21 protein-coding genes, 1 tRNA gene and 3 pseudogenes are annotated in these 25,585 nt (G+C 70.5%); 11 read left to right on the top strand and 14 right to left on the bottom strand.

Annotated elements, in window-relative coordinates; translation table 11 throughout:
- Window positions 1-668: 668 nt before the first annotated feature.
- The 4 genes from AB8A24_RS27300 to AB8A24_RS27285 all read right to left on the bottom strand — a co-directional run bounded on the left by AB8A24_RS27300 (window position 669) and on the right by AB8A24_RS27285 (window position 5,632).
- A complete protein-coding gene (locus AB8A24_RS27300) occupies window positions 669-2,180 on the bottom strand; it encodes a glutamate synthase subunit beta (RefSeq protein ID WP_369477862.1) in 1,512 nt (503 codons plus the stop codon).
- A 406-nt stretch (window positions 2,181-2,586) separates the two neighbouring features.
- Window positions 2,587-3,729, bottom strand: a complete 1,143-nt coding sequence (locus AB8A24_RS27295) for a glycoside hydrolase family 64 protein (RefSeq protein ID WP_369477887.1) — start codon at window positions 3,727-3,729, stop codon at window positions 2,587-2,589.
- Window positions 3,730-3,930: 201 nt separating this feature from the next.
- The gene (locus AB8A24_RS27290; RefSeq protein ID WP_328965322.1) at window positions 3,931-4,929 is read right to left on the bottom strand and encodes a linear amide C-N hydrolase; all 999 of its coding nucleotides are present in this window, start codon (window positions 4,927-4,929) and stop codon (window positions 3,931-3,933) included.
- Between the two features lie 115 nt (window positions 4,930-5,044).
- Complete coding sequence (locus AB8A24_RS27285; protein ID WP_369477861.1) at window positions 5,045-5,632, bottom strand: hypothetical protein; 588 nt, start codon at window positions 5,630-5,632, stop codon at window positions 5,045-5,047.
- A 186-nt stretch (window positions 5,633-5,818) separates the two neighbouring features.
- Between AB8A24_RS27285 and AB8A24_RS27280 the strand changes: the two genes are divergently transcribed.
- Window positions 5,819-5,998, top strand: coding sequence for a hypothetical protein (locus tag AB8A24_RS27280; RefSeq protein WP_328965320.1), 180 nt, complete (start codon window positions 5,819-5,821; stop codon window positions 5,996-5,998).
- A 377-nt stretch (window positions 5,999-6,375) separates the two neighbouring features.
- Window positions 6,376-7,020 carry a hypothetical protein gene (locus AB8A24_RS27275; RefSeq protein ID WP_369477860.1) on the top strand — a complete coding sequence of 215 codons (645 nt, stop codon included), beginning with the start codon at window positions 6,376-6,378 and terminating at the stop codon, window positions 7,018-7,020.
- 328 nt (window positions 7,021-7,348) lie between these two features.
- Here the strand turns inward: AB8A24_RS27275 and AB8A24_RS27270 are convergent, their stop codons facing one another.
- Window positions 7,349-8,323, bottom strand: a complete 975-nt coding sequence (locus AB8A24_RS27270; protein ID WP_369477859.1) for a helix-turn-helix transcriptional regulator — start codon at window positions 8,321-8,323, stop codon at window positions 7,349-7,351.
- A gap of 115 nt (window positions 8,324-8,438) precedes the next feature.
- Between AB8A24_RS27270 and AB8A24_RS27265 the strand changes: the two genes are divergently transcribed.
- Window positions 8,439-9,074, top strand: a complete 636-nt coding sequence (locus tag AB8A24_RS27265; protein WP_328965317.1) for a TIGR03086 family metal-binding protein — start codon at window positions 8,439-8,441, stop codon at window positions 9,072-9,074.
- A gap of 376 nt (window positions 9,075-9,450) precedes the next feature.
- On the opposite strand, the gene AB8A24_RS27260 is transcribed toward AB8A24_RS27265, so the two are convergent.
- From AB8A24_RS27260 to AB8A24_RS27250, 3 genes and pseudogenes are all read right to left on the bottom strand, one after another.
- Window positions 9,451-9,654 carry a cold-shock protein gene (locus AB8A24_RS27260; RefSeq protein ID WP_314247744.1) on the bottom strand — a complete coding sequence of 68 codons (204 nt, stop codon included), beginning with the start codon at window positions 9,652-9,654 and terminating at the stop codon, window positions 9,451-9,453.
- 472 nt (window positions 9,655-10,126) lie between these two features.
- Window positions 10,127-10,704, bottom strand: a pseudogene (locus tag AB8A24_RS27255) (transposase); the annotation flags it as partial.
- Between the two features lie 37 nt (window positions 10,705-10,741).
- Window positions 10,742-10,990: a hypothetical protein gene (locus AB8A24_RS27250; RefSeq protein ID WP_369477858.1), complete on the bottom strand. Its 249-nt coding sequence runs from the start codon at window positions 10,988-10,990 to the stop codon at window positions 10,742-10,744.
- 552 nt (window positions 10,991-11,542) lie between these two features.
- Here AB8A24_RS27250 and AB8A24_RS27245 point away from each other — a divergent pair.
- Window positions 11,543-12,757: an alpha/beta hydrolase family protein gene (locus AB8A24_RS27245; RefSeq protein ID WP_369477857.1), complete on the top strand. Its 1,215-nt coding sequence runs from the start codon at window positions 11,543-11,545 to the stop codon at window positions 12,755-12,757.
- A 183-nt stretch (window positions 12,758-12,940) separates the two neighbouring features.
- On the opposite strand, the gene AB8A24_RS27240 is transcribed toward AB8A24_RS27245, so the two are convergent.
- Complete coding sequence (locus tag AB8A24_RS27240; RefSeq protein WP_369477856.1) at window positions 12,941-13,540, bottom strand: helix-turn-helix domain-containing protein; 600 nt, start codon at window positions 13,538-13,540, stop codon at window positions 12,941-12,943.
- Window positions 13,541-13,681: 141 nt separating this feature from the next.
- Between AB8A24_RS27240 and AB8A24_RS27235 the strand changes: the two genes are divergently transcribed.
- A complete protein-coding gene (locus AB8A24_RS27235; RefSeq protein WP_369477855.1) occupies window positions 13,682-14,668 on the top strand; it encodes an alpha/beta hydrolase in 987 nt (328 codons plus the stop codon).
- A 1,517-nt stretch (window positions 14,669-16,185) separates the two neighbouring features.
- Here AB8A24_RS27235 and AB8A24_RS27230 read toward each other — a convergent pair.
- Together AB8A24_RS27230 and AB8A24_RS27225 are read right to left on the bottom strand one after the other, a co-directional pair.
- Window positions 16,186-16,578, bottom strand: a complete 393-nt coding sequence (locus tag AB8A24_RS27230) for a hypothetical protein (RefSeq protein WP_328965312.1) — start codon at window positions 16,576-16,578, stop codon at window positions 16,186-16,188.
- A gap of 1,125 nt (window positions 16,579-17,703) precedes the next feature.
- Window positions 17,704-18,348 carry a GAP family protein gene (locus tag AB8A24_RS27225; protein ID WP_369477854.1) on the bottom strand — a complete coding sequence of 215 codons (645 nt, stop codon included), beginning with the start codon at window positions 18,346-18,348 and terminating at the stop codon, window positions 17,704-17,706.
- 273 nt (window positions 18,349-18,621) lie between these two features.
- Between AB8A24_RS27225 and AB8A24_RS27220 the strand changes: the two are divergent.
- The 6 genes and pseudogenes from AB8A24_RS27220 to AB8A24_RS27195 all read left to right on the top strand — a co-directional run.
- Window positions 18,622-18,810, top strand: a pseudogene (locus AB8A24_RS27220) (transposase); the annotation flags it as partial.
- Between the two features lie 222 nt (window positions 18,811-19,032).
- Complete coding sequence (locus AB8A24_RS27215; protein WP_369477853.1) at window positions 19,033-20,202, top strand: DUF418 domain-containing protein; 1,170 nt, start codon at window positions 19,033-19,035, stop codon at window positions 20,200-20,202.
- Window positions 20,203-20,658: 456 nt separating this feature from the next.
- Window positions 20,659-21,162, top strand: coding sequence for a hypothetical protein (locus tag AB8A24_RS27210; protein WP_369477852.1), 504 nt, complete (start codon window positions 20,659-20,661; stop codon window positions 21,160-21,162).
- Window positions 21,163-21,383: 221 nt separating this feature from the next.
- Window positions 21,384-21,458 (top strand) — tRNA-Ala (locus tag AB8A24_RS27205).
- Window positions 21,459-21,665: 207 nt separating this feature from the next.
- Window positions 21,666-22,313 carry a hypothetical protein gene (locus AB8A24_RS27200; RefSeq protein WP_328965307.1) on the top strand — a complete coding sequence of 216 codons (648 nt, stop codon included), beginning with the start codon at window positions 21,666-21,668 and terminating at the stop codon, window positions 22,311-22,313.
- Window positions 22,314-22,377: 64 nt separating this feature from the next.
- Window positions 22,378-22,824, top strand: coding sequence for a GNAT family N-acetyltransferase (locus AB8A24_RS27195; RefSeq protein ID WP_328965306.1), 447 nt, complete (start codon window positions 22,378-22,380; stop codon window positions 22,822-22,824).
- Window positions 22,825-23,129: 305 nt separating this feature from the next.
- On the opposite strand, the gene AB8A24_RS27190 is transcribed toward AB8A24_RS27195, so the two are convergent.
- From AB8A24_RS27190 to AB8A24_RS27180, 3 genes and pseudogenes are all read right to left on the bottom strand, one after another.
- A complete protein-coding gene (locus AB8A24_RS27190) occupies window positions 23,130-24,329 on the bottom strand; it encodes an SMI1/KNR4 family protein (RefSeq protein WP_369477851.1) in 1,200 nt (399 codons plus the stop codon).
- 166 nt (window positions 24,330-24,495) lie between these two features.
- A pseudogene (locus tag AB8A24_RS27185) lies at window positions 24,496-24,624 on the bottom strand (XRE family transcriptional regulator); the annotation flags it as partial.
- A 216-nt stretch (window positions 24,625-24,840) separates the two neighbouring features.
- Window positions 24,841-25,347 carry a hypothetical protein gene (locus tag AB8A24_RS27180; RefSeq protein ID WP_328965304.1) on the bottom strand — a complete coding sequence of 169 codons (507 nt, stop codon included), beginning with the start codon at window positions 25,345-25,347 and terminating at the stop codon, window positions 24,841-24,843.
- Window positions 25,348-25,585: the final 238 nt, after the last annotated feature.

Below are 25,585 nucleotides of genomic sequence, written 5' to 3'. Positions count from 1 at the left end.
ATCCTCCTCCTGCTCGCCGGCGCGAGGTTTCCGGGCGGGGAAAGGCGATCGATCGGGTGACGGCCATGCGGTGATCAGGTAGTGCTCTCCGGATCGGGCGTGGCAGCCGTCGGGCGCGAGGCTGCGGCCTCGCGCCTTGACCTCCACCTCGTACCAGCCCGGTCCGCCGGCGCTGAGGAGGGGCAGGTGTTGGTCGGGGCCGTGGGTGAGTGATTCGACGCGGAGCTGTCCCTCAGGTGCGCAGATCCGCGAACGGGAGGTTTCTTCCCAGCCCCCTGTCTCAGGGGGCGGTGCCTCGTCGAGAGCCCGCACCCACACCTGTACTCGGCCGGTATTGATGCCGGTGACGACGAGCGCGCCTTGCTCCAGCGCCACGAGGAGTCCCTGGGACCAGTCGGCCGTCTCGATCGGTATTTCTCCGGCGTCGAGGATGCCGAAGGTGCCTTCGTTGACGAAGACCCGGGCTGCTGCTGTCATCCGTACCTCCTGGTGCACGGCGTTCCTGGAGGAACTGAGGGTTTCATGCCGCCCTGCGTACGGCGGCCGTTCGCGGGGCGGCGAGCTGGTTCGCCCTCCACGGCCGCCCGGTCCTCCCCCGAGCGGATCGCCGAGGCACTCCTGGAGGATCAGGGGCCCTGCGGGTCCGTGGCCGCCCGGACGGCCCGCCGTCAGAGCCCGTAGCGCATGCGCCCCAAGGCCGTCATCGGCCGGTCGTGCGCGGCGACCGGGGCCGGGAGACAGGTGGACCCGGTCAGGTAGAGGTCCACGGCTGCGGCAGCCGCCCGGCCCTCGGCGATGGCCCACACCACCAGCGACTGCCCCCGGCCCGCGTCACCCGCGACGAACACTCCCGGGGCCCGTCCGCCGCCCGCCGCGAAGCCCGCGTCCCGCGCGAAGTTGCCGCGCTCGTCCAGCTCCAGCGCCAGCTGCTCGCGCAGGCCGCCGGCCCGCTCGGGGCCCGAGAAGCCGAGAGCCAGCAGGACCAGCCCGGCGGGTATGACGTGCTCGGTACCGGCCAGCGGGCTGCGGCCCACCGGCTCGACGGCGGTCAGACGCAGCGCCCGTACCCGGCCCGCTTCGTCCCCCTCGAAGCGCAGGGTGGCGCAGGCGAACAGCCGGGGGTCCCGTCCCGCGCGCCCGCGGGCCTCTTCGTGGGCATGGGAGATCCGGTACGTCCTCGGGTACACCGGCCAGGGCTCGTCGTCGGTCCGGCCCGCGCCGGGCTCCGGGTTGATGTCGAGCTGGAGCACGGAGGCCGCGCCCTGCCGCAAGGCCGTCCCGAGGCAGTCGGAGCCGGTGTCTCCGCCGCCCACGATGACCACGTGTCTGCCTTCGGCGGTGACGGGTGACACGGCGTAGTCGCCCTCCTGTACCCGGTTCGCGCAGGTCAGGTAGTCCATGGCTTGGTGGATACCGTGCAGCGAACGGCCCGGGACCGGCAGTTCCCGGCGCTCGCCGGCCCCGATCGCGACCACGACGGCGTCGGACCGGCTCCGCAGCTCGTCCGCCCCGGCACCGCAGGCGCCGCCGATGTCCGCACCCGTGACGAACACCGTGCCCTCGCCGCGCATCTGCTCGATCCGGCGGTCCAGGTGGGCCTTCTCCATCTTGAACTCGGGGATGCCGTAGCGCAGCAGTCCGCCGATCCGGTCGGCCCGCTCGTGGACCGTGACCCGGTGCCCGGCCCGGGTCAGCTGCTGCGCCGCCGCCAGTCCGGCGGGGCCGGAGCCTATGACGGCCACCGTCTTGCCGCTGTGCTTGTCCGGTGGTCTGGGTGTCATGTAGCCGCGCCGTCTGCCCTCGTCCGCGATCGCCTGCTCGACGTTCTTGATGGTCACCGGGTCCGCGTTGATCGTGAGGACGCAGGCGTCCTCGCAGGGGGCCGGGCAGAGCCTGCCCGTGACCTCCGGGAAGTTGTTGGTCGCGTGGAGCCGCTCGTACGCCGCATGCCAGTCGCGGCGGGCGGCGTACGCGTTCCACTCGGGGATGAGGTTTCCCAGGGGGCAGCCGGTGTGGCAGAACGGTATGCCGCAGTCCATGCAGCGGTCGGCCTGCCGGGAGACGAGGGGCAGCAGCGCCTGGCCCGCGTAGACCTCGTGCCAGTCGCCGAGTCGTTGCTCGACGGGGCGGGCCGGGACGGCCTCGCGGGGGATCCTGAGGAAGCCGAACGGATCGGTCACGCGCCGCCTCCCTGGATCGTGGGCGCGGCGAGGTACACGGACCGCGCACCGTGTCACTCGTACGCGCATTCTGTGGCGGTTCAGCCAGATTACGCCGCCTTCGCGGCTCCGCCCCGGGCAACCGGAGCGCGTGACGGACGGATGAACGGGCAGGTGCGGAGGGTGACGGCGGTGCGGTGATCCACCGGGTCTCGGTCATGCGCGCCTGGGCGCGCCCGTGCGCCCGTGCGCCCGTGATGGGGGGGGTGTCACCGGCGTCCAGCCGTAGCCGCGGCTGTACCGGCCTGCGTGAGGTGAGGCCAATACCGATCTCCGGCGTCGGGCTCGCCGTCGCCGGTTCGAAGGTCGGCTCGTAGGCCGGTTCCGTGCCCCGGCCATGCCGGAACGGGCGGATACCCGGGCGGCCCTAGTTGAACGGTTCCAGCGTCATGAAGGCCTCTTGCGGGTTGCCGTCGTGGACCAGCGCCTCATGGGCGCCCACGTCGTCGAAGGCGAAGCCGTACGCCTTACCGTCGGCCATCTGTCCGTGGATGATGCGGGAGTAGTGGTTGGTGACGGCGTCACGGTAGAAGTTGGCACCGTTCGCGTCGGGTTGGGATGCGTTGGTCAAGAGCGTCGACCGGTTGAAGCCCGCGCACAGGGTGCGGGAGATCGGGCCGCGGACGAGGTCGTTGGGTGCGTCCAGGAGCTTGTAGCAGCCGAAGACGCTGTCGGAGTCCGGCTTCTGGAAGCTGGTGACCACCGCTCCCGATCCGTTGGTGAAGTTCATGACGTTGCCCGAGACACGGCCGTAGTACTTGGTGTCGGGTCGGTCGACGAAGGGCGTCACGGTGAGCGTGGAGGAGCTGTACTTGTTCCAGACCCGGTTGATGTAGTCGTTCATGACGCCGGCCGGGATTCCGCCCGCCTCGATGCCGTGACCGGGTGAGAGCGCGCGCAGTGGCGTGCCGTCGGGGCGGTTCTGGATCAGTCCGCCCCAGCCGGCCGAACGCAGCTGACCGAAGACGGCGTTGTAGCCGCCCGGCTTGAGCCGGCCCGTGTTCGTGACCGTGCCGTTGGCCGCCTTCACGCCCACCGCGTACGGGGCCGAGAACATGTCGACCTGGGTGCTGTTGATCCACAGGCCGGCGTCGTTGAGCGTGTACTCGGACCAGTTGAACAGGATGTTGCGGTTGGGGTCGGAGGGGTTCTGCACGGCGGGCTGCACCAGGCCGCCGGTGCTGAGCTTGAAGACGATCTTCTGACCGATGGAGAAGTAGACGCGTCCGGAGAACTTGGGTATGCGGATGGTCCTGGCCTGGCCGTTGGCCGGACCCGCGATGGATGCGTCGGGCGCGGGGGTGGGGGGATTACCTCCCACGGGCCACGGGTGGAACGCGCCGTCGGCGTCGGCCCAGCCCTGCCGGCCGGTTGTCAGCTGCGTTCCCAGGTTGTACACGTATACCGGCTCGCTGCGTCCCGAGTTGTTCTTGATCGTGAGCGGGATGGTCGCCGGTACGGCCTCTGCCGCAGATGGGCTGAACGTCATCAGGCCGGCGGCGACAACCAGCGCCGAGAGCCCGGACGCAAGCACTTTCGATAAGCGGAACACGAACTGCCTCCTGTGGGGACACCTGGAAGTGGGGGGAGGTGCGCGGCGCTCCCACGCCCATGAGTTGATGATTGAGAGCGCTCTCAGCCTCGGCCTGCGTTCAACTTCTGTCAATGGCTTCGGGTGGCTCGGCCGGCCCGGCCCGCAGAGACCGAGCGGTCAGAACGGCGCGGGGGCGCGCGTGAACCGGTCCGAGACGTCCCCGACGAGGTCGATCCCCTCGGGATCCAGTGTCATGACCGGCGCGCCGGGCGACAGGTCGAAGCGGTCGATCTCGGCCCACAGGAGGTTCGGGCTGGTGGCGAGTTCGAAGAAGTAGCGCTTGCTGGTGAGGTCGCAGACCGTGCGGTACTCGGTGTTGTAGGTGTGGAACCTCCCCTCGCGGTACGGCGCGCCGAAGGGCACCGAGGCGTTGCGGGTGACGGCCAGGATGCCGGCGACCGCCTGCCGGTCGTCGGCAGGCTCGGGCAGCAGTGAGCTGAAGTAGGCGGCGCGCTGGAAGCGGTCGACCGCGTTCACGTTCCCGGGCAGGGGTACTTCGCTGCTCGGCCGGTCGTGGCCGAGCCCCTGCACGGCGCGCACCTTTTCCCGCAGCAGGCGGAGCTGTTCCTCGTAGGAGGGTTCGTTCGTCATGATCGTGTAGCTGCGGTCATGGTGCACCTGCCGTTGGCCCTCGATGTACTCGACGATCGCGGAGTCCCCCGACGCGTCCTCCAAGGCCACGTGCACGGAGGCCCGGAAGCCCCGCATCTCGACCGGCACCAACTGGCAGGTGTCGAGCAGGTCCAAGGCTTCCTGCACCGTGTGGGCGCCGTCCAACAAGTACTGGATCCACAGGGCGATCTGGAGGCCCGGCCTGCTGGGGTCGCGGGGGCCGAGGTCGGTGCTGTCCAGGTACAGCATGTGGGCTGCGAGGCCTGCTTCGTTGAGGCCGTCGGCGGTGCCGGCGCCGTAGACGGTGGTCACGATGCTGCCCAAGCGGCTCGTCCACAGCAGCGGGTTGTCGCCGACGACGGTGGCGCCCGCCAGTGTGCCGCCGTCGCGCTCGATCCCCCGGGGGAACACGGTCAGGACCGGCTCGGTCGATTCCGGCCAGTCCATCGTCCGGCCGGCGAGAACGGCGTGGTTGTTGGTGTTCCACAAGATCCGCGTGCACATGGGTGAACCCCTCATCCCTCTCGACGTGAGCCGTACGCATCGGTCGGACCCCGTTCGGGACCGGCCGCCACGGTCCCGGCTCCGGCTCCGGCTCCGGCTCCGGCTCCGGCTCCGGCTAGCCGACGGTGACCGACCGGGCGCGGGCCCGGTCGCGGAACCACGCACACACGCCGACCAGTACCGCCACTCCCACTCCGTACACCGGCAGCCACAGGGTCGTCGTGGCCGCCAGGCACTCGGCAACCGCCTTGCGCGCCTGGTCCTGTTGCACGAATGCCACGGCCGCGCCGTCACCGGCGGCCAGGTTCCCGAGCGCGGCCTCCACCTGGAGAGCCTGGTACCTGCCCACCAGCACGCAGTCGGCGCGCGTACCCGGCATAGGGAACAGCCAGGCCCGGCGTTGCAGCAGGGGGGCGAGGGCGATCGCCACGCACAGCCCGACGACCAGCGAGTACGCGATCAGGCTGCGTAGGTACGGCGAGCGGATGTCAGGGCTCCACTCCGCCCGTCGTTGGAAGGCGAGCATCACCGCGAGCAGCGTCACCCCGATGAACGTGGCGAACCACTGCCACGAGCCCTGGGCCAGCGCGAACGTCAGCACCGCGGCGAGTCCGATGCCGATGACCCCAGGGGCGGGAATGCCCTCGGCCGCTGTGGCGGACGGCGGCTTCGTGGCGGTCACTCGCGGTCTGGGATCACTCACAGGCCTCTCCTGCAGGGCGGGGATCCTCAGCATGCGTCGCCGGGCGCCGCGCCCCTGGGGCGCCATGCCGTACGCATCCCGCGCCCCGCCCGGATGGCCCGCCCGCAGACCAAAGGGCCACCCCGACTCGACACGTCCTGGAGAGTCCTGCCCCGGCCCGCACCGGCAGCCTCAGCCGTCCTGGCCATGGCCACCTACTGCCTGCGTCTACCGGACCAAGACCTCACCGATCACCTCACCGAGCTGATCGCCCACACCCTGGACCCGGCCCACCCGCGTTGGGGCCGCCTCTGGACATCACCCGACCTGACACGCTGCTCGGCTCCGCTTCGCAAGCATCTGCTCGACGCCGGCACCCAACGCTGATCTCTACTGATCAGGCCATCACCCGATGGCCGCCGGTGGTTGCGACTCGCAAGATGTCGCGGCCCTTCGTCGCAAATCATCCCGGCCGATCCAGCTCTCGAACTGGCACATAGCCTCACGGCTCGCAAACAACACTGTCCAGCCACAGCATTGTGACCGGACAGCACGCTCTGCGAACGGACACCGAATCTGCTGACCGGAGCGTTCGAGGAGGTTGGACCCGTGCGGCCTGGCCCGCATCCCGGGCACCGCACAGGGCCGGGCAGGCCGTCGGCTCGGGGAGCAGGGGGCGGACGCTTGCCTGAAGTGCAGGCCAGGCCCCCGGCGGCCGCCGCAGGACCACCGAGCGTGGGGGAGCGTCCGACTAGGGTTCAGGCATGCGTACGAAGAGAATCATTGCGGCGATAGGGGGTCTGGGCCTGTTCCTCACGGCCTGCGGGGCCGGATCGAAGGACGACAGCGCGCAGGACTACTCCTTCCCGGAACTGCCCCAGGCCGTCGCCGATCCGGTCCGGCAGCCGTCCGACCTGCCGATGCCGTGGGCGCAGCCCGGGGATGTCTTCCACGAGGTCGTTGCCTCCGGCTTGCGAGGGAAGACGATCGACATGGCCAACACCGACGGGGAGACCACCGCCAGGTGCCCTGCCGACCTCGTATTGAAGGACGGCGCCGAGGCAGTGTGCGTGAGCACGTTCGAGGGCCTGGAGGTCGAGTGGGACGTCATCGTGGGCCCAGCGTCGGACGCGCACGGAAGGCCGGTCCAGTGGAGCGCTGAACCCCGCAAGGGCATCCTTACTCTCGACGGTGCCGCCAACCAGGTCTACAACGACTACAGCGGGCCCGACCTCGTGCGCTGCAGCAACATTCCAAAGGTCGTCCTCGTCCCGATGCTCGGCATATCCGGCCACAGCTGCCAGACGGTGGTGGACGGGAAGGGTGGGAAGCCCATGCCGATCGAAGTCGGCCTGGTCTACCCGAAGTTGCAATGTAGGCACCGGACCCTCGAAGCCTGTGTGGGTTGAACTGGCCTCCTCAGCGGCACGCCCGCCGCTCTGGCCCATGCGGCTGAGGTTCCGCTCGGCATGTTCGGTGAACCGATCGGGCGAGGGCACGGGGCCGCCCCGACCATTGGGCTGCGAGACGGCGGATCCGTGCGGCCTGGCACTTTGTGCCCGGCCGGGCGGGCCGAGGGCTCCCCCTCGCAGGACTCAGTGTCCGGTGACTCGCAGACAGTCGTGTCCAGAAGCATTCTGGCCTGCTGCTTCGAGTGGCGCGAGTTCGCAATCTGACCTGTCCGGTCACACCCGGCAAGGGACAAGAACTCACGCCCCGAACGCGGTTCGAAATCGGCTACTGGCCGTGGGGTGCGTGCGGTTCGTCCTCCCCCGAGTACATCCCCGTGAGTTCGGCGGCGATCCGGGCCAGCCACTGTCGTACCTCCGGCGGCTCCAGTACCTCGACCCCCGCTCCCAGCCCGGCCAGATGTCCTGCCAGGGCCTTGGCGGCCGGGCCGTCGACCCACACCTCGGTCCAGCCATCGGGCAGCGGACCGCCGACGCGCACACGGCCGCCGAGGAACCGTTGCAGCAGAGCCAGCGTGTCGGGGTGGACGCGGGCCCGGGCGGTCACCGCGTACATGCCGTCCTGGAAGGCTCCGGACAGCGTCCGCCAGGCCGTGGCGAGGTCGAAGTCGGGCGGCCGGAGCGCCGGTTCGCCGGTCGGCTCGACGGAGGTGACCCGGCTGAGCCGGAAGGTGCGCAGGCCCTTGTCCGTACCGGCGACCAGGTAGTCCACCCCTGCCTTGGCCACGAGCCCGAGGGGGTCGACGGTACGTTCGCCGACTGGTTTGCCGACGCCCGCGTACCCGAGGCGGACGCGGATCCCGTCCACGACGGCTCCCTGGAGCGCGGAGCGGTGGGCTGCATCGGCGGTGACGGCGTTGCGGGACCAGTCCGTGGCGTCCACGACCCCCGCGCGAGTCGCGGCTTGGGCCTGCGCCCGCATGCTCGGCGGCAGGGCCCGGACCAGCTTGCGCAGGGTGGTGCGCAGTTCGGGGGTGGCCGACAGGGGGCCGGCGATGAGGAAGAGCGCCCGGGTCTCTTCGGCGGTCAGTCCGGTGAGGTCGGTACGGGCCCCGCCGACGAGGGACCAGCCGCCGCCGCGGCCGCGCTGCGAGTAGACGGGGATGCCGGCCGTGGCCAAGGCCTCCAGATCTCGGCGCGCGGTGCGCTCGGACACCTCAAGTTCGGCGGCCACTTCGGGGACGGTGACGCGGCCGCGTTCTTGGAGGAAGAGCAGGGTCGCCACCAGCCGGTCGGCTCTCATGTGCCCTTTTCCTCCTTCGTGGGTGCCGCGTCTTCGTGGGTGCCGCGTCGTCGCCTCTCAATTCTCTTCGGAAAACAGGCCAGAAGGTGGCCACTTTTACCTACAGGATGAGCCCATGAACAAGACCGAGCAGCTCATCGAGACCCCGTCCGACTCCACCGGTACCGTCGCCGCCCCCTCCCCCTTCGATCCGCGGACCGACCTGGCCGCGGCCGTCGAGCTGGCGGGCCGAACACTGGCCGCCGTCCGGCCCGAACAGTACGACGCCCCGACCCCCTGCGAGGAGTTCGATGTACGGCGACTGTCGAGCCACCTCGTCGCGGTCGTCCGCCGGATCTCGGTGATCGGGCGCGGCGAGGACCCGTTCAGCGTCCCGTCCTTCGCCGACGAGATCGCCGACGGCGCATGGGCGGAGGCCTGGGTGCCGGGCGCCCGCGAGGTCGCGGAGGTGTGGGCGGATCCGGGTATCCTCGGCCGGCAGCTGCGCCTGCCGATGGGCGTCCTGCCGGGCGCGGCGGCCGCGGCCGTCTACACCCACGAACTCACGGTGCACACCTGGGACCTGGCCAGGGCGACCGGACAGGACCCGGACTGGGACCCGGCTCTCATCGAGCGTGTGATCGGCGTCGTACGTCGCGCGCTGCCGGCCGAAACCCGTGGCGGGCGAATCCCCTTCGAAGAAGTGGTGGCCGTGGATCCCGAGGCCCCGGCCATCGACCGGCTCGTGGCCTGGGCCGGACGCCGGCCCTGAGGCCCCCGGTGCGGGGGCAATCTCCTAGGTCAACTGGAAGCGACCGCTCAAGGTCGGCCCGCAACCCCTCCGGACGCGACCCCCGCCGCCGCCCTGCGGAATCGGAACTTGATCACGTGCCAACGCACTTGCCCCGGCCGCCGGCAGCTCACCGAAGCGGCCGGGCGGCACTACCCACGCGCGCGACCCGGGAGATGCCCCGTTTGGCCGTATCGTTTTCAAGCCGTCCATCGAACGCGGGTGAACCGCCGTCGTGCCGCCCTTCGGAGAGAGCAGCTGATGGCGGCCACCTGCCCGATCCGCTGAAGGAGTTCTTGCAGATCGGACATCTACGGGCCAGGGTCGGGTTCCGCGGTGGCGGTCGGGCGAGAAGAGATCAGATGGGGCGGACCTGCTGCGCCTGGGGACCCTTGGGGCCCTGGCCGGTGGTGAACTCCACCCGCTGGTTCTCCTCGAGCGACCGGAACCCGGACGCATCGATCTCGGAGAAATGCACGAACACGTCCGGAGTACCGTCATCCGGCGCAATGAACCCGAACCCCTTCTCCGCGTTGAACCACTTCACAGTCCCCTGAGCCATGACACGCCTTCCCGATCCGCCCCAGCCCGCGAACACCGCAGCCTGGCAGCAACGCGTTACTCCCCCACCCCCTCACAGGCAAAACACCACCCAAGAGTGAAAAAGACGAGACGGTCGCATCGCGGGCACCGGATCCGGACGCGCTGTCCACATCTGTCCATTCGACGAGGGGACGTGGGGGCTGCATGCACATCGTCGAGAACGTCTCCTGGACCAGCTCGGCAAGCGCGCGGAGGCCGAGCGCACCCGCAACGAGGCCAAGCTGCTGCAGGCCCTGATCGACCACATCATCAAGGCGGGCAGGAAGGGCTAGTACTGCAACGGTCTTTGCCGTGACGGTTTGTTGGCTTCTGGTGGTGTGTGACCGCGTCGTTTGTAGTGGCTGATGCGGGCCTGGAACTGTCGTCGCCGTCGCCAGTGTGACCAGTGCAGGACGTGGTCGATGCTCGCGCGGGGCTGGCAAGCCGACTGATCAGACGTCGGAGTTCGGGCAGGGTGAGGGGTATGAGCTGGGAGGATCCGTTTCTGCTTTCCCGGTGTCGAGTTCGCGGGCCCGCAGGACGGTGAGGCAGGCGTGGGTGGCCATGGCCAGGGTCATGTGGCGGTGCCAGCCGTCGTAGCGGCGGACCTGGTAGTCGTCCAGGCCGCACTCCTGCTTCGCGGTCTGGAAGCATTCCTCGACCGCCCACCGGCTTCCCGCGATGCGGATCAGCTCGTCGAGTGTGGTTTCGGCCGGGCAGTAGGCGATGTAGAGGAGATCTCCTCGGGCCGGCGGACACTTCGGCGGGCGATCACCCAGTGCCGGCGGTCCTCGCGGTGCCAGGGACGGACCTCAACCCTGGCCCAGTCGTAGACCCTCGGGCCTTGGGCGCCGCTGCCGCAGGAACGGCGCTTCCACTTCTGCCGGGGCAGGGCGGGGAACAGGTCGTGGACGGGGTGGTCCATGGCCCAGCGGGTGACGACGGTGTCGTGCCGGGTGGTGGCCATGACGTGGAAGACATCCGCCCGCTCCAGCTCGGTGCGCCAGCCCTTGGAGAAGCCGTAGGCGGAAACCGAAAAGCCGACAAGGCCGCCGTGGTGCGTGGCATTACCCGTCCTGCGCGGTCAGGAGCAGGACCAGGGCCTTGGAGCGGGTCGTGCCGAGCGCGGTGGCCACCGCTTCGGCGGACATGCCGTCGTCACGGATGACGCCGGCGGTCTCGCGGCTCACCCGGGCGGCGATCCGCTCCAGCACACCCGCGGCGAACAGCGCGGCCAACGGCGCGTCCGCGAAGGTGGCGGTCAGCTGCTCCGCCATCTCGACCAGGAGCACGGCGAGCCGTTCGGGCAGCGGCACGGCGGCATCTCGGACGACGGGACAGGTGCGCGGTCCAGTCCGAGAGCGGTCCCGAAAGATCCACGTCCGCCTCGCACAGCGGCCGGTCACCGACAGCGTCCCAGTCCACTGGGTTCTCCGCGGCGCCGCGCCATCCGCACGCACGCACGGGCCCGCACCGCCTCCGCGCGCGGGCGGCCGTGCCGGCCGTCGTAGGCCGACCAGTGCGTGGTCGACGGCACGTGAGGGACCGCTCCCCCATCGAAGTACACCGGGCCCGGCTCGCTCCCGCAGACCAGTACACCCGCCCGCCGCGCCCACGTGCGCGTCCCCGAAGTCCACCGCCCACCCGTCCCAATCCACCGACACACCGCGCGTTCTCATTCTGGCCTCGCAACCGGATGACACCGCTCACCGCATCGGCCCCAGAGCGTAAACCCGTGGGCCGACGCTCGCGCGCGTGATCAATCGGCGGGCCGATGATGCGCGTGAGGGGCACGTGACAGCGTTCCCCTGTGCCCACGGACTGGCCGACGCGGCACGATTGACGATCCGTCACCACTGGAGGGGACCATGACCACCACGCCGTTCATCAGCCGGAAGGGGCTGACGCGCCGCCACATGCTGGGAGCCGCGCTGGCTGCCGGGGCCACCGTTCCTCTTGCCGCCGTCGCCGGCCCCGCGTGGGCGGACCCGAGCGCCCCCGCATCGACGCGGCTCATGCTGCCCGTGCCGACCGGGCCGCACCCGGTGGGCACGGTCCAGCTGCACCTCGTCGACCGGTCGCGTCCGGACGACATCGCGGGCCCCGGGCACTTCCGCGAGCTGATGGCCACCGTCTGGTACCCCGCCCGGGATGTCGAGCGGTACCCGGTGGCACCCTGGATGCCGGCCGGCGCACTTCAGGCGTTCCTTGCCGACACGGGGTTAAGTGCTCTGGCCTCCCTGGGGCCGCTCACGGCCGGCCACGTGGGCGCTCCGGTCCGTCGGTCGGGCCGACGGCTGCCCGTCGTCGTGTTCTCGCACGGTGCGCACAGCCACCAGGGCGACCACACCGTCATGGTCCAGGAGCTCGCCAGCCACGGATACGCGGTTGTGACGGTGGCTCACCAGTACGACACGTACACCGAGTTCCCCGACGGTCGGGTCGCCGTCCCATTCCGTGGCAGGCAGGCGCCGACGCTGCCCGGAGACTTCGCCGCTGACCTGCGCTTCGTCCTCGACTGCGTCGAGCAGCTCGCCGCCGGGTGCAATCCGGACGTCGCCCAGAGGAAGCTACCTGCTGGACTGCTCGGCTCCCTCGACCCGGGGCGCATGGGCGCGTTCGGCTGGTCGAAGGGTGGGACCGCCACCGCCTGCGCCACGCTCGCGGACGAGCGCATCCGGGCCGGGTTGAGCCTCGACGCCCCGATGCAGATGAACCCGCCGCTCGCCGGCGACCTGGACCGTCCGTTCATGATGATGTCCGCCGTATTCACCCGGGCCACGGATCCCGAGGCCGCCGCATTCTGGTCGCACCTGCGGGGCCGGCGGCTGAACATCCAGGCCCAAGGCGCCGTCCATGTCTCGTACGGTGACAACGAGGCGCTGTTCCCGCAGGTGGCGAAGCTGTTCGGATGGAGCGGGCAGCAGCTCCAGGACGTGATCGGCACCCTCGATCCCGATCAGGCGGTGAGGATCCAGCAGGCGTACCCGCTCGCGTTCTTCGACGAGCACCTACGCCACCGTCGGGGGCACCTGCTCGACGGGCCGTCCCCAGCCTTCCCGGCGGTGACGTTCCTCCCTTGAGTACCCAGGACCGCAACACTGCGGTCCCTCGCAGGCGCTTGAGGAAACACGGAACACGTGGGTCCGGACTACCGTCCGGTGATCAACGGTCGGGGCATGGGCTGCCGACGATGCCTGGTCGCCTGCGGGCCGCTGCGCGATGCTCCGCGGCACCGGGTCTGGATCGGTCACGGGGTCTGTGTGCTACCGGGGGGCCGGCTTGGTCCGCGGCCGCAGGCGTTCGCCCTGCGGCCCGAACAAGATCAGGTATTCGACCGGCCCGCCGGGGCCGGCGTTCGCCACCCCGTGCGGGGTACGGGTGTCGAACTCGGCGACGTCCCCGGCGACCAGGACAAGATCCTGGTTGCCCAGCGCGAGCCACAGCCGCCCGCACAGAACGCACAGCCACTCGTAGCCCTCGTGGGAGACCTGCCGGGGCCGCGCGGGCGGAGCCTCGACGGCGGGCAGTACGTGCTTGTGGGCGTGCAAACCGCCGACGTACCGGGTGAGCGGCAGCACCGCCTTGTCGTCGCCGAAGCTCAGCGGCGCCGAGGTGCGGTGCTCGGCCACCGGGGCGGGTGCGGTACCGGCAAGCTCGTCGAGGGAGACGCCGTACTCCTTCGACAGTTGCAGCACCACCTCCAGGGTGGGATTGCGTCGGCCGGTCTCGATCCGCGACAGCGTGCTCGGTGAGATGCCGGTCGCACAGCTGATACCGGCGAGCGTCGCGCCGCGCTGCTCGCGCGCGGCTCGCAGCCTGGGCCCCATCGCCGCCGGCGTGCCGTCCGGGTCATCGCCTGTCACCGTTCCCGCTCCTTTCAGCCGCACTGCTCCACCCTCCTGTCCTGCGAGCTTGCCAGAATGGCAACGCTGCTCGCGTCGGGCGGCCGCCGCGCCGCATGATCGACGGGTACCCGCCGCCGCCCGCGAACCGAGGAGAAGCCCATGCAGCCCGAGCCGACGGCCGAGCTCCACCACCGCACCATCGAGACCCCGGCCGGGCGCCTGCACCTGGTCGAGCAGGGCACCGGCCCGCTGGTCCTGCTCGTGCACGGCTTCCCCGAGTCCTGGTACTCCTGGCGCCGCCAGCTCCCGGCCCTCGCCGCCGCCGGCTACCGGGTGGCGGCGATCGACGTGCGCGGCTACGGCCGCTCCTCCAAACCCGCCGCGACCGACGCCTACCGGATGCTCGACCTGGTGGAGGACAACGTCGCCGCGGTGCGAGCCCTCGGCGAGGAGAGCGCGGTGATCGTCGGCCACGACTGGGGATCCAACATCGCCGCCTCCTCCGCCCTGCTCCACCCGGAGGTCTTCCAGGCCGTCGGCCTGCTGAGCGTCCCCTACGCCCCGCCGGGCGGCCCCCGGCCCACCGACGTCTTCGGCCAGATCGGCGGCCCTGAGCAGGAGTTCTACGTCTCCTACTTCCAGGAGCCCGGCCGCGCCGAGGCGGAGATCGAGCCCGACGTCCGCGGCTGGCTCGCCGGCTTCTATGCGGCGCTGTCCGCCGACACCATGCCCGCCCGGGGTGAGCCCGACCCGCACTTCGTCGCCCACGGCGGCCGGCTGCGCGACCGCTTCCCCACAGGCAAGCTCCCCGCCTGGCTGAGCGAGGACGACCTCGGTGTCTACGCCGCCGAGTTCGAGCGCACCGGCCTGACCGGCGCCCTCAACCGCTACCGCAACATGGACCGTGACTGGGAGGACCTCGCCCCCCACCGCGGAGCCCCGATCAAGCAGCCCTCCCTCTTCATCGGCGGCACCCTGGACGCCTCCACCGTCTGGATGGCCGACGCCATCAACGCCTACCCCTCCACCCTCCCCGCCCTGTCCGCCTCCCACCTGCTGGAAGGCTGCGGCCACTGGATCCAGCAGGAACGCCCCGACGAGGTCAACCGCCTGCTGACCGACTGGCTCACCACCCTCCAGGGCTGAACCAGACGCGCCGAGCACCCGGCCCCGGACACTCCCCTCACATAGGCAATACGGCCTTCTCATCGGTCAGTCGCCTTGCCCGCCAACCGGAATGCACAGCCCGACAGACCTGGGCCGGGAGGGCACCGGCACCCGCCTCCTGAACAGAGCCACCCGTGGACGAACCATGTGGCCCCCTCCCTCACCCAGGCTCCGCCGAGGAGCCAGCGCCGCCGACGCGGCCGCGCCCTACTCAGGTCTCCGCCCCTATCCGGGACCCCAGATACGCATTCGGCGATCTCGTCGTGGGCCAGGAACCGGGCGACGACCGCGCCCCGGTCGAGCTCCGGGCTCGTCTCCCTACCGCCCACCGGGCGCCGGGAAGTCGTCGTGCCGGCGGCGCCAGTTCGCCGCCGCGGCCCGGCCCACCCCGGCGATCCGCCCCACCCCCGCCAGCAGTACCCGGTCCTCACCCGGGACGACCGGGTGAGGGCCGCGAGCGGAGAACGGCGCCCGGTCCGGGCGGTGGCCACCGCCCGCCAGTGCACCCGCGGCCGGACGACCGGCAGCGGCGCCACGTCGACCGCCGACAACAGCGGGACGACCGTGACGCCGCCGTGGGACTTGTAGTCCACCTCCACCGAAATCGACCCTGCGAACGCCGAGCCGGCGGGCGGCCTGGCCGGGGCCGAGGGGGACGTGCCGGTCGAGCAGGGCGGGCAGGTCCCGGCGGCGCGCGAGCGCGGCGACCTGGTCCGGGTGAACGTCGGGAAGCTCGACCTCACCGCCTAGGTAAACGAGGAACCTGGCACGGACCAGGTGACCGACCGCCGACGCCGGCACCCGCGGCCGGCCCGCCGCCTGCCCCTCGCCGAACACCTCACGCACCGAACGCACCACGACCCACACCCCAATCAACGCACCGAAGCGGCCCGACGATCGGGCCGCACCCGATCGCACCGAAAGATCTCATTTGATGCCAATAGGCGTGATTCCGAGGTGAGTTGGGGACCCACCGCACAAGTCGCCTACGCGTACGGGAGAGCGAAAATCCCCCTTGCGGGGGTGCGGACCGGCTCCGGGCAGACGGTAGCGGGGGCCGCCACCGCGGCCCCCGCTACTCCCTCGGACGGCCTACGGGTAGTCGGCCGGCTCCGCGGCATAGGTGAGTCGTCGGAATCCTGTGGTGGGCGAAGGTTGTTCGGGGGCTCAACCGGCGGCGGCGGACGGTCCCGCCCGAACCGCGGAACGTCCTCCATGGTCACGTCCAAGCGCAGCCGTTGGAACCGGAGCGGTATCGGGTCCACTCATGCGGGCGGTCTCGACCAACAGCACCGCACCGGCCTGGGAGACCACCCCGTGACCGCCGCTCTCGATACGGAGACGCGCGTACGTCCCGCTACGCTTCCTCACTCTCGCAGAGAGCGCCTCTCTTTGGGGTGGGCAGGACCGGGCAGGACCCTAAACAAGCCCTGTTTCCCAGTTCATAGGCGTTCTCCGGCAGGTCTGACCTGCGGCTGAACATCAGCTCTGACGTGTCACAGGACCCAGGATCCGGGCAGTTCCGGCAACGGGTCGCCTTCGATCAGCCGCGGTCGCCGGGAATGCCATCGCACGTCGTCTGCCTGGCCGTTCAGGGGCACGGTAGCCAGTTGGAAGCGGGCGTCCAGGGCGTCGAGCTCCGCTTGCCGTGCCGCCCGAATCCTGTCGGTGAACCCGGGCCATGCCTCCGCAAGCCAGCGACGGCAGCGAAGCCTCTCCGCGTACTCCCAGATGAGTTCGGTGTCGAACCCCTCTTCGGTATCCTCCACCAACGCCTCCCACGCCTCCATCATGGCGTTGAGCGTCACGTTCCCGTACCGCGCCGCCAAAGCTCGGCTTGCCCGGTGCACCGACTCGTAGTCATCTGCGCTGAGCGCCTCCATATCCATGGACACAGCCTGCCAGCTGTGCCACGCCGGATGGGTGCGTCACCCAACAGGTGAAAGCACCGTGGCCGAGATGACGACCGGGCCGCGATGCAACAGCCCAGATCACAGGCAGGGGAAGCAACCGGCCAAGAGGCTGATCGACCATCCGTCATGACACCCCGAGGTGAGGGGCGGGGCTCGGCGTTGCCGCGGGCTCGTCGTCGGACCGTGGCCGGGTATCCGAGCCTGTCCGCGGCCTGGTCGTCAGTCAGGGCCGGCCGCACCTCACGGAGTAGGGCGATCCGCTCATCGCGCAACCGGGACAGGGCGCGCTGCGCCGTGGCCGGCGCGACGCCCAACGCGCCGCAGACGCCGGCGACGGTGACGGCCGGATCGGCATCGAGGAGCGCAGCAACCCGGCGCGGGAGCTCGCTACGCGGTACGGCGTCCACCGCCCCCGCGGGGCGGCCGGTTGCGGCCCGCTTGCCCGGCCGACGCAGCCCGGTTCCTCTCCGAGGGGGGCCAGAACGGGGGGAGCCTGACCTCTCCCTCCTGGCCGCAAGACCCAATGGGTGGCGGTGTCATCGCACGGCGGGAGCGGCCCCTGGCCTGGCGCGTTTCCGGAGGAAGCGCGTCCGGCGTGATGCACCCGGGCCGTCTTCGGACGCGGGTGACACCATGAACCGGACAACCGGGTGCGGACACCAGGTGAGATCGCGGACGCAGTCGCCCGGGACGCCCAGGACCTCGACGAGCCCCGCGAGGGAGGCCTCGTCGTCGGTGTGCCGGCGGTCGAGCCACGCGGTGATCGAATCCCACATCCCGTACTGCGCCGCGGGATTCGGATTGCCCTGGTATCCGGGCGCGGGCCCCCAATCAGGTTCCAGAGCAGGCACCGCAACCGGCCACCACCTCCTCGACTGCCGGCGTCCGGCCGACCCAACCCCTACAGATACCCGCCCGCTCATCCCTGCCCTCCCCCAGGCACACCCTCGGACGGACATCACCCCAGGCGGCCGCCGCGAGGTCGAGCAGCCGGTCCTGCTCCAGCTCATCGACCGCGAGGCCCGAACGCAGCTTGGTCGCGGTCCACCGGCCTTCGCTTCCCGCGCCCGGTCGGCAGCGACAAAGCGGCCAGACGTGCTATCAGGCGACCAGCTCGTAGACGCCCCGAGCTGTCAGCCACAGGCCGACGAGCAGGGAGAGCATGACCATCAGCTGGTCCTGGTTCTGCTCGAGCCAGGTCCGCAGGGCGTTCAACTTGGCGCCCGCGGCCGCCGGTGCACGGACCGTGTACAACTCCATGACGATGAGGCCGAACGTGGCCAGCAGGCAGTAGCCGGTCAGTGCGAGCCAGTCGGTGAGGGAGGAAAGATCCGCGGCGACGACCGTCGCGGCACCGGCACCGACCAGCGCCCAAGGCTGCAGCAGCCAGGCCAGCCCGGCGGCCGTGGCCAGTGAGGCGCCGTCCACCCGGGCTGTCCAGCGCGGAGGGCCGTGCGGACGGGGCGGCCGACGGTGCCGGTGTGCGCCGTACAGCACCAGCCCCAGGCCGATGGCGAGTTTCACACACGCCGCGGCGGTAGACGGCGTGCTGTGGCGGGCCGGGGGCTCACCCCCGGTCAGCAGCAGCACGCACGCGATCACCGCAACCAGGTTGGCGAGCCACGACAACAGGAACGCCAGGCCCTTGCGGACGCCGCGCCGTGAGGAGAGCAGCAGGATGAAGGCGCTGTTGTGCAGGGGTCCCAGGGTGATGGCCGTACCGATCACGACCAGGTCGAGAACCATCAGCGCAGCCACTCCCGCAGGTCAGGGCCGTCTGCCGCTTTTGCGCGGGAGAGCGGCTGAAATAGGGTCGGAGGGCGCTGCCACGGCACCGCATCCCGACTCTGCGCGCGGCGACCGCGCCGGTCAAGGAGCCACGCGCATGTCCCAGGACGACGCACGCCGGGCGTGGTGCGCGGTGCGCATACCCAGCGCACCCCGCAGGCCGACCGCCGTGCCCTGAAACCGCATCGACGTCTGGGTCCGACACCACCGCCCTGAACCGCATCCTCGTGGTTCGCCGAGTTCCCCGACGCCTGGGGCAAGAAGTACCCGGCGATCGTGCGGCTCTGGGAGAACGCGTGGGAGGAGTTCACGCCGTTCCTCCGCTTCAACACCGGGACCCGGCGCATCGTCTGCACCACGAACACGATCGAGTCGGTGAACGCGAGGATCCGGCGGGCGGTCAGATCCCCGCCGGGCCACGGGTACCCCTCAGCGTCGCGGCGTTTCACATGGGCTACCGTCACCGGACCAAGGTGCGGTGCTCCTCCCGTCAGCTCTGCCGACTTCCGCCCGAGAGCCACTCGTCCACGCTGCCCGCATGTACGGCAGGGTAGGAGCCCCCACGCCCACGACTACCTAGGGGAAGTAGTGCCTCTCACGGCAGCGCACACACGAGGAGACCGACCGGCGCGAATACCGGAGGTGGACGCCCTGCGCGGCTTCGCGCTCATGGGCATCCTCCTGGTCAACGCGCTGGTCATGGCCGGTCCGTACGGCCTCGGAGCCGTCACCGATCCGGGGGCCTCCGCACTTGACCGGACCGTCGAGGGTGTCGTCCTGACCTTCGCGGTCGGCAAGTTCTACCTGATGTTCTCGTTCCTCTTCGGCTACAGCTTCACCCTCCAGCTGGCTTCCGCCGAACGCGCCGGCGCGAGCACCGTTCCCCGGCAGCTGCGCCGCTCGCTCGGCCTGTTCGTCCTGGGCGGCCTGCACGCCGTGCTCCTGTACACCGGCGACATCCTCACGACGTACGCGGTGCTCGGCCTGGTCCTCATCGCGGCACGCAACTGCACGCCCGGCGCGGCACTCCGCGCCGCCCGAATCCTGTACGGATGCCTCAGCGTCTTCCTCCTCCTTCTCGGCTTGGGCGCCCTGCTCATGCTGGGTGCCGAAACAGCTGAGGCGGACGCCGAACTCCCTGCAGGCTTGCCCGAGCTCATCGCCGACTACCGCGGCGACGCATCGTCCGTCGTGCGGGCCAACATCGGCCAGCTGCCCGACCAGCTTCTCGCCATGTTGCTGATGAGCGGCTTCGTCATGACGGCCTTCCTGGTCGGGCTGTACTGCGGCAAGCGGCGCCTGCTCTGCGACACGGGGAACCACCGCGCGCAGATGCGCCGCATCTTCCTGCTCGGTGCCGCCGTCGGCCTGCCCGGCAGCCTCTTCATGGCCATGGCCGTCAGCGGCCCGCTCGCTCCGCGATGGTCGACCTTCGGCACGGTGGTGGGAACGGTCACGGCCCCCGCCCTCACCGCCGCATACATCTGCGGGATGCTCCTGCTCATGAAGACCGCTCGCGGCGCGCGCATCGCAGCTGTCTTCGCCCCCGCCGGCCGGATGGCGCTGACGAACTACCTGAGCCAGTCCCTGATCATGGCCCTCGTCTTCACCGGCTACGGACTGGCCCTGTACGACCGCCTCAGCCCGGCCGTCGTCATACTCGGCGCACTCTTGCTCTACGCCGGTCAACTCGCCCTCAGCAGATGGCTCATGGCGCGATGCCGGTACGCCCCGGTCGAATGGCTGCTCCGCGCGGTAACCCTCGCACGGCTCCCCCACGACCGCCATGACCAGCCGGCAGCCTCCCGGTGACGCGCACCCCACCGCCTTGCGCATCCCCCCGCAGCAGCGAGACCGGCCAGGGCGCCGGCTCGGCATAAGGGTCGACGAGGTCCTGGGCATGAACGACCTGCGCAGACGGTCAGCAGGCCGGTTCGTGCCTCGGGCCGGTCCAGGACGGGCGCCGGCTCGGTCCGGATGCGGGCGGCGGCTGCTTCGAAGGTCTGCGGGCAGCTCCGGTAGCGGCTCTGATGGGCCGTAGTGCGAACCGGCCGGCTCGCCGTCAAGGTACTGGGCGACGACCAAGGCAGCCGCGGCCACTGCTCGCTCGCCGTCGGGGGGCGAGGTGGTCCACAGGGGCAGCGGCGCGTATGAGCGCGCAGCGGATCATCGATGCACGTTCTTCCGCCTGGCCGGGTCCTCGCCCATAGCCGCACCATGCTCGAGGCACCGCCGGAGCCGGCACGAGGATCTGATGAGGAGCAGGGCGTGGGAAGTCTGTTGGGGAACGTCTCCGGGGGTCGCTGGGGAGAACTGCGCGATGCGACGGGGGCTGCCGCCGGCGGTATTCCACCTCTGCTGTCCCGGATCGCCTATGGCGATGAGGACACTGCCCGCATCGCCATCGATGACCTGGGCGATGCCATCTGTGCGCTGGGGTTCGTCGTCGGCGAGGCGACAGCTCCTACGGTCCCGTACCTTCTCGAACTGGCCGGGTCCCCGCACGTGGTTTGCAAGGCCGAGTTGCTGGTCCTGCTGGGAAGCATCTGCCGTACCGACCAGTGGCATTCCGCCGCTGAGGCGACCCGGCACCGCAAGCACGACGCGAGCTACCGGCAGCAGCCTGGCTGGGAGGCAGCCGCAAGGACAGCCGTGTACGCAGGCCGGTCAGTCATCGAGGGTGTCGCCTCCTCCGTCCGACCGGATGAGGCGACATCTGCTCGGAAGTTGCTGCAGGTGATGGACGCCACCCTGCCCTTCCCGGAGCAATGAGCGGTCATGCGGGAGAGCCCTCAGGGCTTCGGGAATTGGGCGCCTTGAGATCACTCCGCAGAATCCGGCCTGGCCGCCCGACTGGCAGCGCCACTACGGCGGGCAGCCTGTAGTCGTGCTGGATGCGGCCGCTGCCGTTCGCTGCACGGCTGCGGACGGCAGGCTCGAAAACCCGCTACGCGGGTCCTGGCGGGAACGCATAGGGTGCGAGTACCACGGCGGGGAGCTGTAGCGCAGAGGTAGACGCGCCCTCTTGGCAAGAGGGGAGGACGCCGGTTCGAATCCGGCCGGCCCCTCGCCGTGCAGTACCCACGAAACGGCCGGCGCCGGGACGGATCCCGAACCGCGGAGGGTTGCGGCCCGCAGGCCGGACGCAGCGCGCGGCCCGGCACGAGTCGTACGGCGACCGGTGCGGGCGCATCGACAGTCCAACCCGCTCTGGGGCCGCCGTCCGGACGCCCGTACTCTCCTTCCGACCCGCTCCCCCACCGAAGGGAGCCTCCGTGCACACCGCTCACCGCCTGATCGCCGCCGTCGCCCTCACCGGTACCGCGGCGTTCGGGCTCACCGGCTGCCTGCCGTCCGAACCCTTCCCCGGCCGGCCGGGCTCCCGAGTGCTGAACGACTCCGTGACCGCGCTCCGCGGCGCGTCCACGTTCACCGTCAGCGGGACCTCCTCCAGCCAGGGCGTACCCACGCAGGTGAACCTGTCGATCAGCGGGACCGGCGAATGCAAGGGCACCCTCTCGGCCCGGAGCGGCGGCAACATCGAAGTGGTCCGCACCCGGGATCACACCTTCCTCCGCGGCGACGAGGCCTTCGTCCTCGCCTGGACGCAGGACGTGCCCGAGGAACAGGCGGGCCGGGCCCGCAAGGAGATGTCGGGCCGCTGGATGCGCGTGGAGGCCTCGGACCCCTCCATGAAGGGGTTGACCAGCCTGTGCGACCGCGACGGCCTGCTCCGGGACATGTACAGCATTCCGGACGCGGAGAAGGGCGCACTGACCGAGATCGACGGCCAGGAGGCGGTCACGGTCAACACGGTGCAAGGGGTGTTCCTCGTGGCCACCAAGGGCGAACCGTTTCTGCTCAAGGCGACCACCAGCGGCCCGAACGCGATCGATCTCGCCTTCACCGGTTCGCGGCCCTGACCTGCAATTCCCCACACGGCAATCACGGTTGACCCGCCGAAGCGCGCACCGGTGTGCTGGGCCGATGACCGATCTTCGTATCCGAGCGGTGGACGACGACGCCTCGATCCACGACTGGCAGTTCGTCCACAACCTGATCATCCCCGGGGACGTGCTGTCCCTCGACGACGTCCGTGCCCGCACCGGCCGCAACCGTATGGAGGTCGCCCATCTCGGCGACACCTTGGTCGGCTGCACCACCGTGCGCCCGCCCACCGGCGACAACGGTGCCACCGCCACGGTCATCGCCCGCGTCCTGCCCGAGTACCGCCGCCGCGGCCTCGGCACCCGCCTCTACGAGCGCGCCCTGGGCCAGGCCCGTGCGCTGGACGCCCAGGTCATCGAGACCGTGGTACTGGCCTCCAACCCGGACGGACTGCACTTCGCCGAGCAGCACGGCTTCATCGAACTCGAACGCTATCTGCTGCGCGAAGGCGACACCGTCCCCTGGATCGACCTGCGCCTGACCTGACCCGCAGGCCGGAGCGCGGCGTGCCTGGCCCGCCCCTGCGCGAGGACGGCCCCGGCCGTACCGCGTCCCGTGGCCGGGGCCCGGGGACTCTCCCCCGCGCTCCGGCCCATCACCGTCCGCAGGTGGTGCCCCCGGTGGCGCTACTTGGTGCGTCCTCGGCGCTGTTCCTGCCCTACCTCTCAGCGAGCTTCGGTCGATCACCGCACAGCCATCTCTCCAGGTGCTGCACCACATGGATGGTCGCGCGGCGGCGGCCGCACCGTGCTCGGCCGGACGGGGCAACCGGGCGATCGCCGGCCGAGGACTCACCAGTAGGCGCGGTCGTCCCAGGGCCGGAAGTCCGCGAACTCGACAGGGTCGTCGTCCTCGTCCAAGGCGGCGAACCCATGCGTGACCAGCGTGCCGCGTTGCCAGTCGAGGAGGGTGTCGATGAGGCCGCCTTCGAGTGGCGGTCCCTGGTCCGCGTGGCGGGGCCAGACGATCAGCGGCCAGGTGTCCGGGTCCCCGCCCTCGGTGAGCCAGCCGAGGTAGTCGCCGTCGATGGAGTTGGCGAACGGGAGGAAACCACCGGGCTCGGGCCAGATGGCCAGCGGGTACCAGGTGGCGTTGCCGTCCTCGAGCTGCCCGTAGGCGTCCGCTGTGTCCTCGACGTGCGTGAGGAAACGCCGCTCGCCGGTCCGGAGCGGGGTGTGGAAACGCAGCCACCCGCTCCAGATACCGGCGCCGTACCTGTCCATCAGCCGCACGTACTCCCCGGGCAGCCGTGTGCCCAGCTCGGCGAACAGCCCCTCCCAGGAGCCGTTGCCGAGGTACGGCCGCTCGGGTGGCGGCGACAGCAGCCGCAGCCCGTCCAGCCCGGTGCCGGTCTCCAGCGCGATTCGGCGCTCGGCCTCGGTGAGCCGAGGCGGGACCGGCGCCGGTGGGATCCACTCCTCGGCGTCGGGTAGGAAGGCGGTCCGCGCGACGGAGCCTGGCAGCGGGCCCAACAGCGGGCCGGGAGGAGAAGGGAGCTCCCAGGTGTCCCGGACGGTGTGCCGCAGGTACTCGGTGAGCGTCAGGTCGTACCGGTGCCACCGGAGCAGGCCACTGCCCGGCACCGCCCCCGAGTGCCGTACCACCACGGTCCACTTGTCGGGGTCGACGGAGACCGAGGTGTCCCAGAACAACAGGTCGCTGCCCCGCGTGCAGCCCCAGGCCAACAGGCCGCCGGGCTCGGGGTGGAGCACAGGCCGCTCGGCCTCGGGCAGCTCCCGCGCCTCGATCCGCGCCTGCCGGTGCGTCGTGCGCAGCCACTCGCCGTAGTCGAAGCGGTCCCGCTGGACGCATGGCACGTGGATCCACACGTACGCACCGAAGTCCAGCGGCCCGTACCGATCGGCAAGCCGCTTGTAGTCAGCCGGCAGCCGCAGTCCGAGCCAGTGCTCGACGGCCGCCCAGTCGATGGGTACAGAGGAGAGCGGGCGCTCGGATGAAGGGGTGGTAAACGTGCTTATGTCCGATGTCAATTGACGTCCTTCCAGCGTGCGCCATGTGCTCGGCAGATTCTTCCGTCTCCGGGGACCAGGCGGAAATCGGGCGGCGGCAGGTACGCCTCGCGGGGCGGACCGGCGCGCCTGGAGGGCGAGATCGCCTACCGGGTGGCGAACTGGACGTGGATCGGAGTCGACCGGGTTGGACACGGCCGTCGTCGGTGTTGCCGACGGGTGCGGTGCAGCCGAAACGGGCCCGGGTCTTGACGGTGAAGCCGGCGCCGGTGGCGGCCTCCTTGCGGCGGCGGCCGCGTACTACGGGCTCCGGGCGGTCGGCTGAGTGCAGGAAGCGGCCTCTCCGGCGGCCGCCCGCCGGCCTTCGACCGCGACGCCTACAAGCGGCGCAACACCGTTGGGTGGTGCGTCAACAAACTCGAACAGTGGCGCGCCCTGGCCGCCCGCTACGACAGGACCGTCACCCTCCACCTCGCCGGACTCCACCTGGCCGCCATCTTCATCTGGTCAGACGGATGACTCGGAGGTGCAGCTACCCTGCCCGGTCGATCGTGACTTCGATGTCGATCGGAGCCGACCGCCACATCACGCTGAGCAGCGGGTGCTGGTCGATGAAACGGCGTGTGGCCGCGAGCGCATCAGCTCTGGGCTCGCCGATGGCAGCATGATCGAAGCCACTGTCTCCACCACCGCTGATGTGCAGGTCCGCCCAGGCGGGGTCCTCGGCGAAGCATGCCTCGAGCTCCACCTTCCAGTACTGGGGCTGCCAGTACGGGTCCTGCCGATCAGCGTCCTCGTTGACGGCCAGCAGCCGTCCAAGAGACAGCGCGGGCCGGTTCCCGGTCCAGTCCCAAACGCCCCACTCGACGATGAAGCCGTCCCCGTCGTCCTCAGGACCCTCGATTCCCTCGACCGGTACCTGCACGAACTCCTCGAAGGCGGCCCACGCCGCCTCCATGGTGCAGGCGCCGGGAGTGACGCCGTGCCGACCCAGTATCTGCTCGAACGCTGCGGCGCTGGACCGCCAAGGGATGGACATGCCGCCAGGTTAGCGACTCCGATCGTCCCTTCCGGACTCAGGACGGAGGTCCCCGCTTCGTGATCCGAAAGGCCCGCAACCTGCCGTAGGGGCCTGACCCCGCCGGACGCGCGGTCTCGCGGTCCTTGGCCTGGGGACCTCGCGTGTTCCGATCGGCGCCGCACCCCCTAGGTGTATTGATCACGAGCGTTGTTGACACTCGGTAGGTCTTGAACATGGCGAAGACCTCCGGTGTGGT

This window comes from Streptomyces sp. BF23-19 (assembly GCF_041106355.1).
Taxonomy (GTDB): Bacteria; Actinomycetota; Actinomycetes; order Streptomycetales; family Streptomycetaceae; genus Streptomyces; species Streptomyces virginiae_A.
The sequence above is the reverse complement of the archived record's forward strand: the minus strand, read 5'-3'. Positions and strand labels throughout refer to the sequence as shown.